The organism is Microcystis viridis FACHB-1342, from assembly GCF_014698335.1.
GTDB lineage: Bacteria > Cyanobacteriota > Cyanobacteriia > Cyanobacteriales > Microcystaceae > Microcystis > Microcystis ichthyoblabe_A.
The window spans coordinates 76,628-91,879 of the sequence record NZ_JACJSV010000004.1 but is presented as its reverse complement, the minus strand read 5'-3'; the positions used below and the strand labels follow the sequence as shown (position 1 = coordinate 91,879).

At 39.1% G+C, this 15,252-nt stretch carries 19 protein-coding genes and 1 pseudogene; all 20 read left to right on the top strand.

Translation table 11 applies throughout. The features are described 5' to 3' along the window. The first annotated feature begins 264 nt into the window (after positions 1–264). Positions 265–2,268, top strand: coding sequence for an N-6 DNA methylase (locus H6G40_RS02765; RefSeq protein WP_069475264.1), 2,004 nt, complete (start codon positions 265–267; stop codon positions 2,266–2,268). Between the two features lie 3 nt (positions 2,269–2,271). Beyond that, positions 2,272–2,598 (top strand): DUF6883 domain-containing protein, encoded by a 327-nt coding sequence (locus H6G40_RS02760; RefSeq protein ID WP_002749521.1) that lies wholly within the window; start codon positions 2,272–2,274, stop codon positions 2,596–2,598. A gap of 3 nt (positions 2,599–2,601) precedes the next feature. Then, a complete protein-coding gene (locus tag H6G40_RS02755) occupies positions 2,602–2,826 on the top strand; it encodes a DUF4926 domain-containing protein (protein WP_002735184.1) in 225 nt (74 codons plus the stop codon). 300 nt (positions 2,827–3,126) lie between these two features. Next, positions 3,127–3,431: pseudogene (locus H6G40_RS24090) on the top strand (N-6 DNA methylase); the annotation flags it as partial. A 135-nt stretch (positions 3,432–3,566) separates the two neighbouring features. Then, positions 3,567–3,794, top strand: a complete 228-nt coding sequence (locus H6G40_RS02750) for a type II toxin-antitoxin system Phd/YefM family antitoxin (protein ID WP_002742618.1) — start codon at positions 3,567–3,569, stop codon at positions 3,792–3,794. A gap of 2 nt (positions 3,795–3,796) precedes the next feature. Beyond that, positions 3,797–4,183: a type II toxin-antitoxin system VapC family toxin gene (locus tag H6G40_RS02745; RefSeq protein WP_002754453.1), complete on the top strand. Its 387-nt coding sequence runs from the start codon at positions 3,797–3,799 to the stop codon at positions 4,181–4,183. Between the two features lie 17 nt (positions 4,184–4,200). Beyond that, positions 4,201–5,502, top strand: a complete 1,302-nt coding sequence (locus tag H6G40_RS02740) for a type ISP restriction/modification enzyme (RefSeq protein ID WP_069475265.1) — start codon at positions 4,201–4,203, stop codon at positions 5,500–5,502. A 16-nt stretch (positions 5,503–5,518) separates the two neighbouring features. Next, on the top strand, positions 5,519–5,797 hold the full coding sequence (locus H6G40_RS02735; protein WP_002736884.1) for a hypothetical protein: 279 nt from the start codon (positions 5,519–5,521) through the stop codon (positions 5,795–5,797). Positions 5,798–5,799: 2 nt separating this feature from the next. Next, positions 5,800–6,210: a type II toxin-antitoxin system VapC family toxin gene (locus H6G40_RS02730; protein WP_002737382.1), complete on the top strand. Its 411-nt coding sequence runs from the start codon at positions 5,800–5,802 to the stop codon at positions 6,208–6,210. Between the two features lie 12 nt (positions 6,211–6,222). After that, a complete protein-coding gene (locus tag H6G40_RS02725; RefSeq protein WP_069475277.1) occupies positions 6,223–6,420 on the top strand; it encodes a hypothetical protein in 198 nt (65 codons plus the stop codon). Positions 6,421–6,495: 75 nt separating this feature from the next. Next, the gene (locus tag H6G40_RS02720) at positions 6,496–6,798 is read left to right on the top strand and encodes a DUF433 domain-containing protein (protein WP_002736907.1); all 303 of its coding nucleotides are present in this window, start codon (positions 6,496–6,498) and stop codon (positions 6,796–6,798) included. Beyond that, positions 6,795–7,166, top strand: coding sequence for a DUF5615 family PIN-like protein (locus H6G40_RS02715; protein ID WP_002775970.1), 372 nt, complete (start codon positions 6,795–6,797; stop codon positions 7,164–7,166). The genes H6G40_RS02720 and H6G40_RS02715 overlap by 4 nt, the downstream gene beginning before the upstream one ends. Further along, entirely contained in the window at positions 7,163–7,411 is a 249-nt protein-coding gene (locus tag H6G40_RS02710; protein WP_002792387.1) for a type ISP restriction/modification enzyme, read from the top strand. The genes H6G40_RS02715 and H6G40_RS02710 overlap by 4 nt, the downstream gene beginning before the upstream one ends. A gap of 25 nt (positions 7,412–7,436) precedes the next feature. Next, positions 7,437–7,685, top strand: a complete 249-nt coding sequence (locus H6G40_RS02705; protein ID WP_002737385.1) for a hypothetical protein — start codon at positions 7,437–7,439, stop codon at positions 7,683–7,685. Further along, on the top strand, positions 7,678–8,088 hold the full coding sequence (locus H6G40_RS02700; RefSeq protein ID WP_069475266.1) for a type II toxin-antitoxin system VapC family toxin: 411 nt from the start codon (positions 7,678–7,680) through the stop codon (positions 8,086–8,088). Before H6G40_RS02705 ends, H6G40_RS02700 begins: the two co-directional genes overlap by 8 nt. Before the next feature lie 140 nt (positions 8,089–8,228). Beyond that, positions 8,229–8,339: a hypothetical protein gene (locus H6G40_RS02695; RefSeq protein WP_242028700.1), complete on the top strand. Its 111-nt coding sequence runs from the start codon at positions 8,229–8,231 to the stop codon at positions 8,337–8,339. 18 nt (positions 8,340–8,357) lie between these two features. Beyond that, on the top strand, positions 8,358–12,593 hold the full coding sequence (locus tag H6G40_RS02690) for a helicase-related protein (RefSeq protein ID WP_190537251.1): 4,236 nt from the start codon (positions 8,358–8,360) through the stop codon (positions 12,591–12,593). 283 nt (positions 12,594–12,876) lie between these two features. Beyond that, positions 12,877–13,470: an alpha/beta hydrolase gene (locus H6G40_RS02685; protein ID WP_306766099.1), complete on the top strand. Its 594-nt coding sequence runs from the start codon at positions 12,877–12,879 to the stop codon at positions 13,468–13,470. After that, on the top strand, positions 13,467–14,819 hold the full coding sequence (locus tag H6G40_RS02680) for a 16S rRNA (cytosine(967)-C(5))-methyltransferase (protein ID WP_190537249.1): 1,353 nt from the start codon (positions 13,467–13,469) through the stop codon (positions 14,817–14,819). The genes H6G40_RS02685 and H6G40_RS02680 overlap by 4 nt, the downstream gene beginning before the upstream one ends. Further along, positions 14,809–15,219: a tellurite resistance TerB family protein gene (locus H6G40_RS02675; RefSeq protein ID WP_190537247.1), complete on the top strand. Its 411-nt coding sequence runs from the start codon at positions 14,809–14,811 to the stop codon at positions 15,217–15,219. Before H6G40_RS02680 ends, H6G40_RS02675 begins: the two co-directional genes overlap by 11 nt. Positions 15,220–15,252: the final 33 nt, after the last annotated feature.

Sequence of the window (15,252 nt, the reverse complement as noted above, 5' to 3'; positions counted from 1 at the left end):
GCATTTTCACCAGCTAAAGGCTGGGTTGGGTGATAATAGCCAGATCATTCTGTCTAGTTTCCGCTTGACGGTGAGCAGTGGATATATTAATTAAGTAGGTAGGCGTTAAAAACTATCAGATGCCCCCCTTATTAAGGGGGGATTAAGGGGGGATCGGCACCCCCCTTATTAAGGGGGGATTAAGGGGGGATCGAACCTAAAATCCATTTTTAATTTAATTATAACCAGCTACTTAATATTATCATTTTATAGGATAATTGTCTTATGCCTATCACTGCCGCCCAACTAAAAACTATTGTTACTGGCGATGAGTCCGCTAGAGCCGAATCTCTGCGAACGATCCTTAACTATCCCGTACTAGAAAGGGACTCCCAAGGGTCAAGGTTTTGGTATTTGCGTCCGGGGGGCAACCCAGAAGATGCCGCAGAAACTTGTCCTATTGCTGTTGGTTTTTATCAGGAATTAAATCGAGGAACAGACCAAGAAATTAAGCAGTTTCTCACTTCAGAGCCACAGCAACAGGAAATCTATGGTCACTATATTGGCAGAATTGCTGAGGATCAACCTGTCATGTATTTACTTTTCCCATTTTCCCCTTTTGAAGAGGAGTTAGGGGGAATTAAAAATCAAGCTAGAGTAGCTTTTATCTTACCCACTGAGGGGGGATTACGGCAGCGGGGGATTCAAACTTTTGCCTTTGAGGATGAGGATTTAAGGGCGAGGTTAGCACGGTTACATTGGGATGAATTAGCAGATAAAATTCTTGAAAAAGCTCTTAATTTAATCCCGCAAGTTGATTGGATTTTCTATAAACCTGCTGAAACTGCTCAGGAGTTAGCCCACGAATTAGCCGCAGTTACCCAACGCATTGAACGGGCGATACCTGATGTTTATAGTCAGGAAAATCAAGGGGGTTATTTACATAAATTATTAGAGAGTTTTCGGAAAGAGTTATTGCCCAATCTCAAGCTAAATTCTGAGGATCAGAAAGATTATAGTTTTAGTGATATTTACGCTCAAACTATTGCTTATGGTTTGTTTACGGCGCGGGTATTTAGTTATGTCAAGAATCCGAAACGAGATTTTAATCGCTACCATACCTGGCAAGAATTACCAGAAACTAACCCTTTTTTAAGGCAGTTATTTAAAGATGTTTCCCAGCGTCCGGCGGCGGAGTTGGGGGATGAGTTAATTGATAGTATCGGTGAGGCGTTTGGCATCCTCAGAGCGGCAAAAATGGAGGCAATCTTAACGGATTTTCGCAATAAGATGAACCGCGAGGATATTGTTATTCGCTTTTATGAGGACTTTTTAGCGGCTTATAAGCCTCAAATGCGGGAGAAAAGGGGGGTTTATTATACTCCTGAACCTGTGGTGTCTTATATAGTGCGTTCCGTTGATGAGTTGATTAAGGATAAGTTTAATAAACCGTTGGGAATTGCGGACCCAGAGGTGATGATTCTTGACCCTGCTTGTGGGACGGGGACGTTTTTATTATGGGTATTTCAGTTGATTCATAAGCGGTTTGAGGAGAATCCGGTCGCGTTGACGGCAGGGTTAGCAGATAAGTCTTGGTCGGGGTATGTTTCGGAAAGGTTATTACCTCGGATTTTTGGCTTTGAATTGTTGATGGCTCCCTATGCAATTTGTCATCTAAAGTTGGGGTTATTTCTGGAGGAGACAGGTTATCAGTTTGCGAGTGGCAAGCGGTTAGGGGTTTATCTGATTAATACTTTAGAGGATATTAAGTTAAGGGAAGAAAAGCAGCAGTTAACTTTAGCTTTCCCCCAAATGGAGGAGTTAATAGCAGAGGAAGCAAAAGCAGGTTCTCGGATTAAGAAAAATGAACCGATTATGGTTGTTATTGGCAATCCTCCCTATTCTGGTCATTCGGAAAATAATAATGAGTGGATCAAAAATTTAGTTAATGATTATTACTTTATTGATGGCAAGGGTTTAGGTGAGAAAAATACGAAATGGTTACAGGATGATTATGTTAAATTTATCAGGTTTGCACAGTGGCGAATTGATAAAAGTCAAAAGGGAATTTTAGCTTTTATTAATAATCATGGTTTTTTAGATAATCCTACTTTTCGAGGCATGAGACAACAGTTAATTAATACTTTTGATGAGATTTTTATTTATGATTTACATGGTAACAGTAAGAAAAAAGAAACCGCTTTAGACGGTAGTAAAGATGAAAATGTTTTTGATATTCAGCAGGGGGTTAGTATTGGTATAATGGTAAAAAGCATGGATGTAAGTTAACTCATGGCTTTGCTTGATCCTAAGACGGTTATTTCTCCAGCTAAATTGAAAGATTATCTTTTAGTGTTATTGCCTAAAGATGATAAATCACAATATTTAGCTCAAGCTGGTTATAATCAAGATAATTGGGTACAATTAGAAAAAGATTTAAGAGAGCAAATCCTTACTTTAGAAGCAACTCCTACCACTAAAACTAAATATGGTCAAAAATATGAAATTATTGGTAATTTAAGAGGAGTTAATAATAAGATTCTCTCAGTCAAAACCATTTGGATGGTTACACCTACTGAAACAAAATTTGTTACTTTATTTCCGTTTGAAGGAGGTTAGAGCATGAAATTTAGTTTATTTACCCAAGTTCGTTTAATTGAAGATTTACCTGAGTATGGTTTAAGTCAGGGTGATTTGGGTACTATTGTTGAACATTATCCCAATCCTGAAGGAGAAGATGGTTATAGTTTAGAGGGGTTAATTCCTCTAAATACGGTAGAAGTGTCTGAATCTCAAATTGAGTTGGTGTCCATGGGGATAACGAAAAAACAAGCAGTTTCTTTTTAGTGTTATTTTTGTATGACAAGTTCGGTAGAACCCAAATATGTTCTAATATAATGGAGTAAAAATATGAACCTTTTGCTAGAGATGAAGCAAAAGCAACAAGTGATTTAGATTTATTAGTAGAATTTCAAAGAAAAGTTACCTTTGATAAATATATGGAAGTTTTTTTTAGAAGATAATTTGGGTTTGTCTGTAGATTTAGTAACAAAAAAAATGTTAAAAACCCAAGTTATTAACTCTATCAAAGAGGAGGCTATTTATGTCTCGTAGTTTAAAGCTATATTGTGATGATATCTTAATTAGCGGTTGGGGGTTTATTTAATTAACACTCTAGAGGATATTAAGTTAAGGGAAGAAAAGCAGCAGTTAACTTTAGCTTTACCCCAAATGGAGGAGTTAATAATAATCATGGCTTTTTAGATAATCCTACTTTTCGAGGCACGAAACAAAAGTTAATTAATACTTTTGATGAGATTTTTATTTATGATTTACATGGTAACAGTAAGAAAAAAGAAATTTGTCCTGATGGTAGTAAAGATGAAAATGTCTTTGATATTCAGCAGGGGGTTAGTATTGGTATAATGGTAAAAAGCTTAATGACACCATGAAGCTACCGAACCCTGAAGGAGCTATACTAGGAGATAAGCTAGAATGTTATTGTTTGAATTTTCAGCATAGCGTAGGCAAGTATAAAGCCTTTCGGTTAAACTAATGTTTGTATTGTTTATCAGTGGGGTACACTAATGAATACAGTTGAATTAAAACAAGCAAAAAATCAATTTAATGATTTATTGGAAGCTGTCCTGAAAGGTGAAGAAATTATTATTACAGAAAATAATCAACCTGTAATTAAATTAAGTCCTGTCAAGTTAGCCAAGAAACCACCGCGTCAACCCGGAAGTGCTGCGGGAAAAGTTTGGATAGCCGATGATTTTGATGCTCCTTTAACTGATTTTGCGGATTATATGTAATTATGCTCAAAGTTTTAATAGATACTCATGTATTTCTTTGGTATGTCACTAATAATAAACAATTGCGAGATAACCATAAAATTATGATTAATGAGAGAGAAAATCTGGTTTATCTTAGTCAAGCTAGTATTTGGGAAATGGCTATCAAATATAGTCTAAGAAAATTAACTTTTGATTCGCCTTTTCGAGAATTTATTGAGTCACAAATTCAGATAAATGATTTTCAGATTTTGCCTCTTAATTTACTACATTTTGAACAAGTAGCTCAATTACCTTTTCAGCATCAAGATCCTTTTGACCGGATGATTATTGCTCAAGCAATAGCCGAAAATGTTCCTGTTATTAGTTATGATCAGGTATTTGATTGTTATATAGTTAAACGTTTATAAAAAGAGGAGGTTTAATCATGGCTAAAATCTATCACGCTCATTTATACGGTTTAAGAGAAGATAAATATCAAATATTAAAAGAAAATACGGTTAACTCTACTAATTTTCATGAGGTTAACCCTCAATCTCCTTTTTATTTGTTGATTCCTCAAGATACTGATTTATTTGGTGAATATGAACAAGGATTTAAACTAACAGAGTTTATGAACGAATATTCTTTGGGATGTCTTACCAAAAGAGATAAATTAGTAATTAATTACTCTATTAATTCAGTAAAAAAACAAATCGCCAGTTTTCTTGATCCAGAGAAAACGGACAATCAGTCTGCACAAGAATTTAATTTAAGACTTGTTGATAACGATATGTGGAACACAAATATGGCAAGAAAATCTGTAGATGTTAATCAAATAGTTAAATATATTAAATCCGAGTGTTTTAGACCGTTTGATAATAGATTTATTTTTTATCACGAAAAGTTTGTTGCTCGTTTAAATCGTCGTATTATGCAACATTTAGATCAGAAAAAGAATATAGCATTAGTAACTGTTCGTCAGTTAGCTTCATTACCATTTGAGCATATATATGTAACTGATAATCTTACCGATCAACATATTATCTCTGTTAGAACAAAAGAAGGGGGGGTAATTTTTCCCCTCTACCTCTACCCAGACTCCGATAAAGCTCAAGAACTCCAACAAGAAAAACGTCCCAACTTCTCCCCAGACTTTCTCAAAACCCTAGAAACAAAACTCGGTTACTTACCTACACCAGAAACAATCTTTTACTACATCTACGCCGTCTTTCATTCTCCCACCTATCGCAGCCGTTACGCCGAATTTCTCAAGATAGACTTTCCCAGAGTACCCCTCACCAGCAACGATAACCTATTCCGTCAACTCGCAGAATACGGAGAACAACTGGTACAGCTTCACCTGATGACATCTCCTAAACTTGATCCTCCCTTAGCCCCCTCTTCAAAAAGGGGGGGAGTGGAAGCCCCCCTTATTAAGGGGGGTTGGGGGGATCTATCTTTTGTGAGTAAAAGCGATAGAATTGTAGCGGCAGGACATCCCAAATATAGCAAAGGAGAAGTCCACATTAACAAACAAGGAGACTGTTTTAGAGGAGTACCTGAAGCAGTTTGGAACTTCTATATTGGCGGTTATCAAGTTTGTCAGAAATGGTTAAAAGACAGAAAAGGACGCACCCTATCAGATGAGGATATACTGCACTATCATAAGATAGTAGTAGCCCTAGCCGAAACCATCAAATTAATGCAGTTAATCGATGCTGCGATTCCGGGTTTTCCTATTGAGTAATTAAGGAAAAATTATCATGAATAATATCGAAATTAAGCAAAAAATAAACGAAAAACTTGACCTACTAAACACAGAAGAATTAACTCTGATCGACAATTTATTAAATCAGATTACCTCTTTTATCACAACAAAAAAAACTCTGAATATTCCAGCAAAAGATGGTTTAGACAATGAGGATCCTTTAGCAGACTTAAGAAATAGTGATTTTATTGGTTGTTTTGCTGATGAACCAGATTTAGCGGCAAAATCAGAGGAAATCGCCCAAGGTATTTTGTCCAGAAAAGATATTGGGTAATTATGATTATTGCTGATACAGGTTTTTTTGTTGCTTTAGGGAATAAAAACGATAATTTTCATGCCAAAGCCAAACAAAAACTTGTCACATTAAAAGAGCCATTAATTACCACTTATCCAGTGGTGGTAGAAACCAGTTATCTTCTTTGGGAAAGATGCGGAAATGATGCTCAATTCAAATTTATACGTCAATTAACTCAAGGGAGTATTAAAATTTTTCATCTAGAAAATATTCATTTAGAACGAATGCTAGAATTAATGATAAAATATTTGAATTTGCCAATGGACTTAGCTGATGCTTCTTTAGTAGTATTAGCTGAAACAATTCAAGAGAACAGAATATTAACCACAGATAGGCGAGATTTTACTGTTTATCGTTGGCTAAATAATCAAACATTTGAACTTTTACTTTAAGAAGAGATGAAAATGACAGCGATTGAATTACAAAGAAAGGTATTTAAGGCTTTAGTTGATGCTTTAGGTATTGTGGATGCTATGCGCTTTATTCATCAATATGATAGCGGTAGTGGTGATTATACCAAAGAGTGCCATCAGTGGTTAGATCAGTTAACAATTGATGATTTCCATAATTATGTTCGACAAAAACGCCAAAGCCAAAAATGAATAAAACCGCTAGGGACGCACCCTATCAGATGAGAACATACTGCACTATCATAAGATAAAGGAGATGATTAGATTATGACTGCTACTGTTATCGATATTGGAACTTTAATTATTAGTAGCCCTGAAACTTGTGGTAATCGGCCTCGCATTGCCGGGACGCGAATCACAGTTGGGCGTATTGCAACGCTATGGAAACAAGGACTTAATGCTGAAGCGATTCAAAATGAATATCCCCATATAGAACTGGCAAAAATTTATGCCGCTTTAGCTTATTATCATGCTAATCGAGAAGAAATTGAACAACTTTTGGCTCAAGACCAGACAGATTATCAGCGATATAGTCAACTTTATTCACAGTCGCCAGGTTCTCATTCATGACCCAACTGAGGCTATATCTGGATGAAGATATGATGTCACACTCGTTAGTTCAAGCTTTAGCTAATCGAGGTGTCGATGTAACGACTGTCTTAACAGAGGGTCGAGAGGGTTTGAGTGATGAGGAACAATTAAAATGGGCAGCGTCTCAAAACCGTGTTATTTGCACAGCCAATGTTGCTGATTTTGTGCAATTACATATTCAATTCATTGAGACTAACGAAACTCATAGGGGAATTTTGATTATTCCTCAACAGCAGTACTCAATTAGTCAATGCTTGCGGGGTTTAATGACATTCATCTCTGCTTATAAGCCTGAGTCCGTAACCAACCAAATTTACTTTTTAAGTAGTTTCTTGATATCCCCATGACCCAAATCTACCACAGACACCTCTACTGCACCCGCGACAGCAATTATGACTGGTTACTGCATCATGTTCACTACTACTATATTGGCGGTTATCAAGTCTGTCAGAAATGGTTAAAAGACCGCCAGGGACGCACCTTGTCAGATGAGGACATATTGCACTATCATAAGATAGTGGTCGCCCTAGCCGAAACCATCAAATTAATGCAGTTAATCGATGCTGCGATTCCGGGTTTTCCTATTGAGTAAATTTAGATTGATAAAGGATAAAAAAATGACAAAACAATTAACCGTTATTTTTGATGGTAAAGTCTTTCATCCTGAGACAGATATAGACTTAAAATCTAATACCCGTTACCTTATTTCCATCGTCTCAGAAGCAGAAATACCAGAAAAACCTTCAGGAGATGCTTGGGACATTTTAGAAGATATGGCTGGAACTATTGAAGCCCCAGAAGACTGGTCAAAAGAACATGATCATTACCTTTATGGAACACCGAAACGAGAGGTAAATGATGAGTAAAGAAAGACTGTTTATCGACACAGCATTTATTCAAGCAGTTCTGAATAAGCAAGACCAATATCATGCCCAAGCCTTAAAATTATTACCTAAGGTTAAAAATGCCTTAGAAGTTTGGACTACTGAGGCAGTTTTAATGGAAGTAGGGAATGCTTTAAGTACATTTAATCGTCAAAAAGCTACTAATTTTATCAAACAATGTTACCATACACAAAACATGAGAGTTGTCAATATTAGTCCTCAACTTTTTCATCAAGGATTGACTCTTTATGAATCTCGATTAGATAAAAACTGGGGATTAGTTGATTGTATTTCTTTTGTTGTTATGGAGCAACAACATTTAACCGATGCTCTAACGACTGATCGTCATTTTATCCAAGCAGGGTTCCAAGTTTTATTAGTTTAGTAAACCTTTAATAATATTTCACATACCGAGGGAGATAAGGAGACATATCGATAATTTATTAAATCAGATTACCTCTTTTCTCATATCTTGGCGGTTATCAAGTTTGTCAGAAATGGTTAAAAGACAGAAAAGGACGCACCTTGTCAGACGAGGATATACTGCACTATCATAAGATAGTAGTAGCCCTAGCAGAAACCATCAAATTAATGCAGTTAATCGATGCTGCTATACCTAGTTTTTCCATCAAGTAAATATAGTCAGCAAGATTTATGCTCGAAACCGTAATCCAAGACTTGATAAAACAACAACGCCCCTACTACCACCCTCAAGGGGATTACATCAAAGGAATTAATAATAACTATTGGCTGATTTTTAAACATCGAGATGCAGAGAACCTTTTACAAAATATAGTGAGTTTTTTGGGATTAAAAAAACATTCTACCTATAAGCTATTTCGGATAGATATTAATATAGCCCATATCTTTGAATATACCCCCAAACGAGAGGGGAATATCCCCAGCATTGCCTTGCTACGCACCAGTAAATTAACCATTATTGAACAATTCTTAAACCTCGAAAATGCCAGCAAAGAAGAAAGCTTAATTCGTGGAACATTTATCGAAATAGAACATAAAAAAAGACGTAGATTTAATTTACCCGAACAGCTAGACAAATACAATCAATTTATTGCTGCCTATTTAGAACGTACTAAAATCTATAGAAGAAGTACCGCCTACTTTAATAGTGGAGTTCTCAAACTTTATGAAGAACCTCTTTTTAATTTAGTCTTAAATGAAGGTCAGATTAAACTCTTAATGGACTGGCAAGGCTTCACCAATAAACGAGATGTTCAAGAATTAGAAAAACTCCACAACCCCGAATATCGTCAACAATATATTACCCGAACTTTAACCGAATTTTTACAAGGACTAGCTGATAAAACCTTTAGCAGTACCACTATTCTAGCGGAATTAGTTAGGTTGGGAATCCTTACCATCAAACTTGTTAAAATGCAAGAAACTAGAGGTATTTATCATAAAAAAACAGGGATTTTAACCGATAGTTTAGGTAACTCTATTTTACATGAAGGCTCAGATAACTTCACTGGTGCTGCTCATAGTAGTAACGCCGAGAGTATCACCTTTTTATATTACTCAGACTCCTTAGATTTAGAGACAATTCAACAGTCAATAATCGAATTTGACCAAGAATGGCAAGAGCCAGAATTAAGCTTTGATTTAACTCAAGAATTTTTGCAACAAGTCTTAGCAGAAAAACAGCGCCGACAACAACAAATTCAACCTCAAATAGAGACAATTAGTCCTCAAGAATTTCCCGCAGGCGCAACTACAAATATTAAAATTAAGGGTAAAAACCTAGACAAAATTGAAGAAATTGAGATTCCCGATAATCCCTTAATCGCAGTAGAAATAGAGGAAAAACAACCCCATCTCCTAACAGGAACTGTCACCGTTGATCCCGAACATCCCTCCACTTCTTTAAAAACTTTTAGAGTCAAAGAGAAACAGGGAACTTATCAGATTACGCCAAATCAAGCCCCAACTATTAAACAAGAAATAACCTTACCTGAATGGGAAGAAATAGCCGGATTTAAACAAGCGATTGAACTAATCCTACAGGGAAAACAGGGAACCCCCGATGATTTTCTCTACTGGTTAGCCCAACAACGCCCCCACCTGCTCAACATTCAATCCAGTAACATTTTAGATCGACTGGTTAATCAAGACATCCTGTTTGAACATCAAAAATCCGGCGCACAACATTGTTTGAGAGTCATGCAGAACTTTGGCGTAGTGGTTTGTGCCGATGCGGTAGGCTTAGGAAAAACCCGCCTTGCTGCTGCGGTAACAAAACTCTACCTAGAAGAAAATCCTCAAACTAAAATTGCCATTATTGCTGCCAAAAAACTCCACCCGAACTGGGAGAGAGAAATGGCAGAATTAGGATTGATCGCCAAGAAACACTACGAACTCTACAATAAAAACCTAATGAGTCGTGGCGGCGATCGCTTTTATGATGAATTTACCCGCCATGGGGGTGCGGCAGATTTAGTCATCATCGATGAAGCTCATGAAGGCATCCGTAACTATAACAACCGCATCCATAAAACCTGCCTGCAAATTAAAGAACACGATCGCCAGATTGAAAGACAAAGATATTACCTGCTCCTGACGGCAACCCCTTGGAACAACCGCCGCGAAGACATCTATAACATCCTTTCTCCCTTTCTCACCCGTCCCGAAGGCTTCCAAGAATTAGGCTTTCCCCCCGAAGTCAAAGAATGGTTTGCCAGCCGAGAAATAGGAATAGAAAACTTTACCGATACCACCAATATTTTCCGGCGCACCTATCGAGAACTCTTCTTACAGCGTACCCGCAAGATGTTGAGAGAAGCCACCCCAGACTTACAACTCTATGCCCAACGCCTTGCCCAATGGCTGCCCGTCCAATTTGAACCAGAAACCGAACAAGCATTAGAACGGATCTTCAGTCAGTTTGAAGATAATCTGTTTATTCCCTTTGCCGACCCCATCCGTTACTTAACCAGCACAGTGGAACAGCGTTCTTTACTGAAAAACCAGCGCCGGATGTTTTTACAACGGGCAGAGTCTAGTATGTATGCTCTACGACGAACCATTAAAAACTTTAGCGATCGCATTTCCTTACTCAAACAGCAACTCGAACAAGTCACCCCGGATGCCGAAGGGTTAAAACAATTTCTCTTACAACATTACAAATTTCAAGCTGAAAAAACAGGAAGAGAAACCGACTGGTTGGGGATAGAAGAAAATGGGGATGAGGATTATTGGGAAGAGGAAGAAGATGAAGAAGAAACTGACAGCAACAAAGGGGAAAAACGTCAACAGTTACGCCGCTCTATTGACCTAGCCACCGATAAACTGAAAAATAATCCCCTAGAAGCTAAAAATATCTATAACCGCATTCTCGCTGACTGTCATAGTGATTTAGAGCAACTACAGCAGATTTCAGTCCTCTTAGCCAATGAATTTGTCACCGACCACAAACGACAGCAAGTTAGCCGGAAAGTCATGGAATTAGTTGCTGATGGTCACAAAGTTTTACTAATTTCTACTTTCTCCGATACCGTCATTGATTACTACCGCTACATGAGCCAAAATCAGGTCATTGCCTCCAAAGGAATTGGCATGGCAATGGGCAGTCACAAACTTTACTACATCGATGAAAAATCGGTTAAGATTGCGCCAAACAACGCCCTCAAAGGAAACAACCAGCAAACCGGACTCCAGCGCCAACAATTATTCCGTTTATTTGCCCCCGAAGCCACTTGTAAAAACCCGAACGAACGCCCTTTACTAGAACAGGAAATAGCCGTCCTCATCGGTTCAGAAACCCTCTCCGTCGGTCAAAACCTGCAAGATGCCGACTATCTAATTAACATTGACCTCCCCTGGAATCCCATGGTCTTGGAACAGCGCATCGGCAGAATCGATCGCCCCAAATCCCATCCTTGCCAATATATTTACATCTATTACGCCAACAGTGAAAGTCAGCTACTCAGACAAGCGGGCCGACTAGCTAACCTGAATAAGAAACTAATTGGGGAACTGGCCAAAGATGACAAAATTCCCCATATCAGTAATGTAGAGGAGTTGGGCGCTTCCGTTTATGGAGATACCTACTTTGACGATCAAATTCTCCCCGGTTATATTGACTTCATCCACAGTCTAATTAAAGCCCGACAACTCGAACAAGAAAGTTTTCAAGAACAAACCTATCAAAAACAAGAAACTAGCCGCAACCTCTACAGTCAAAACGAGCTTTTGCATAGTGAAGAATTGCGGAAGCTCTACGAAAGATTAGGAGAAAAATATCAGCCCAATCCCCTAACTATCGGTCAATTTACCACCTCGGAATTACCCACCAGTGTAGTCGCTTTAACTCTTAATTACTTTGACCCTAATGGTCAACCAATTCCCGAACAAAATCAACTAATTTATTGGAACGATCTAAGCAGAGAAAATGATGGTTTGGGAGTAGCAATCGCCACAGCTTTTAAAACCCCTCAAGCCAGCCAGATTGTTCCCGCGAAACCAATCATTAACCTAGCCCAGCAGCTTTATGAACAACTGGTTCAAGTTAAACAAAAATTAAGCCAAGACCTAGAAGAAACTGCTATTTTAGAAAATATCCAACTCAATTCAGAACGACTAAGTAGGATTCAAAAGCGCATCCAAACTATGTCAGCTTTTCCCGCCAACGTTAACCGAAAAATGGTTAAAAATACCCTAAATAAATTGAGCCAAGCTAAAGGAACAAAGAAAGTGCAAAAACTGCTCAAAGATTACACTGACGGTGAACCAAGCCAACTCGATGATCAAAAATTTATTCTGGGGTTGATTCAGGGTACAGAACAGCTTAATTTACTGACCTTTGATACTGCTAAACCTTCCAGTTTAAAACTTTCTCTTTCAGCCATGTTACTGAGAATTTGGCTCTTCTAGGTTCTGTGTGATAAGTTTAACTTACAATATGATCGATCGATCTTTGTGTACTTTGTGTCTTTGTGGTTCGCTCCACTCCCTCGCTCTTGAGTAATGTATCTTAGAATACATTTTACCCACCAAACCTAAGAGAGCCATGAGGCAAGGAGCAAGGTTTTCTTTTCACTGATTACTGTTGACTGAAAAGACTCCCCCACAGCCATCTTACTCCGGGGAAAATCGCTATAGAATAGAGAGAAAAAAGAATTGCGAGGAAAAAACTCTGTCTTTTAACCCGATTGTCATTCCCCCTTCCCCGGAAAATCCCGCTCGCTATCTAGTGATCATGCTGCACGGTTGGGGTGCCGATGCCATGGATCTGGCCCCCCTTGCATCGATGCTGGATCTGGCTGATTGTCAATTTTTGTTTCCTAATGCTCCCTTTGATCATCCGCAAGTGCCGGGGGGACGCGCCTGGTATGCGCTAGAAACCTCCGATCATCAAGGTTTAGTCGCTAGTCGTCAACAGTTGCACGATTGGATTATTTCCCTAGAAGCAACTACCGGCATTCCCCTAGAGCGGACTTTTTTGACCGGTTTTTCCCAAGGGGGAGCGATGACCCTGGATGTGGGTTTATCCTTACCCTTGGCGGGATTGGGTTCCCTGAGTGGTTATCTGCACGGTGAACCCCATCCCCAGGGTCCACAAAATGTCTTAATTGTTCATGGTAAGCAGGATCCCGTCGTTCCTATCGCTGCCGCTCGTCAAGCCAGGGATTTACTGCTTGGTTTGGGGGTTAACGTCGAATATCACGAGTTAAATATGGGCCACGAAATCCCCATTCCGGCGCTGACTATATTACGCCAATTCCTCCGCAATCGTCTGGAAACTGCATGAATAATGCTCGTCAGCTGGCTTTGCTGATTTTACGCGATATCGATCGCTCCTCCGCCTATCCCGATCGCGCTCTTGATCGCCATTTGTCCGCTAGTTCCTTAAATTGTCTTGACAAAGCCTTGACAACGGAGATTGTTTATGGTATAATGCGCCGACAAAGAACTTTGGATGCGCTGCTCGATCGCCTGGGGAAAAAAACCGCGGCCCAGCAACCCCCAGATTTACGGCGAATTCTCCATATTGGTCTTTATCAACTGCGCTATCTCTCCCAGATTCCCCCATCAGCGGCGGTGAATACGGCGGTAGAATTAACTAAAATCAGTCATTTAGGCAAATTAGCGGCGGTGGTTAACGGAATGCTGCGGCAATATCTCCGTTTAACTGCTAATAGCGACGATCCTTTACTTTTACCGGAAAATACCGCTTCTAGATTGGGTATTCTCCACAGTTTCCCCGATTGGTTGGTGCAATTGTGGTTAGATCGCTTTAGTGTTACGGAAACGGAACAACTGTGTCAATGGTTTAATCGCTCTCCTGACCTCGATATTCGGATTAATCCCCTGAAAACTAGCCGAGAAGCCCTAGAAAATGAGTTAGAATCAGCCAATATAACTTTTCATCATCTTAAATTACCTCTAGCTTGCCGTTTAACCTCTGGTTTAGGCAATATTGAGCGTTTAGAGGGATTTCGAGCCGGAAATTACACCCTACAGGATATTAGCGCCCAATTAGTCACTTATCTACTCGATCCCCAGCCCGGAGAGACAATTATCGACGCTTGTGCGGCACCGGGGGGAAAAACCACTCATATTGCCGAATTAATGGGCGATCAGGGTAGAATATTAGCCTGTGATCAAACGCCATCCCGTTTAAGACAGTTAGAAGCCAATATTAAAAGATTAGACTTAAAAGCGATCGAAATACATCTAGGGGATAGTCGCGATCGTCCCCAGTGGTGTGGCATCGCTGATCGTGTACTAATCGATGCTCCCTGTTCAGGATTGGGAACCCTGCACAAGCGTCCTGATATACGTTGGCGACAAACACCGGAAAATTTACCTGTACTAGCCAAACGACAGGGGGAACTTTTAGCCTCGGCTGCCACTTGGGTAAAACCGAAGGGAATCTTAGTTTATGCCACTTGTACTTTAAATCCGTTAGAAAATGAAAGAGTGATCGAGCAGTTTTTAGCCGCTCATCCCGATTGGAAAATGGCCACTCCTGACTCTAATTCATGCGTCTCAGAATACTATACAGAAACGGGAGCGATCGAAGTGTTACCCCATCGACATAATCAAGACGGTTTTTTTATGGCTAAGTTAGTCAAGGAAGTGTGGGATGAAAAATAAACAATTACTGAAAATTCTCATCGGTGTTGCTTGGATTGATGGTGTCATTCAACCATCAGAAAGAAATTATTTACGACAGGTAGCTGTGAGGGAAAAACTTGATGATGATCCGGAGATAAAACCACTATTATCGGAACTAAAACCAGTTAAAACCAGTGAATGTTATCGATGGTTAGAGTCCTATTTAGGCGATAATCCTAGTCCAGAAATCTATCAAGATCTACTAACATCGATTAGCACTTTAATCTATAGCGATGACGACGTGGACGTACAGGAAGCGAAATTATTAACCAAAGTGCAGAGTTTTGATCCGACTCACGATAGCCATCGATCGATTTTAGATAAATTAGTGACGGGAATTCAGAAATTGTACCACAGGGCAATTAATGAAAGTAATTAAGGAGTAGCTATCAGTGATGAGCAGGTCAAAAAA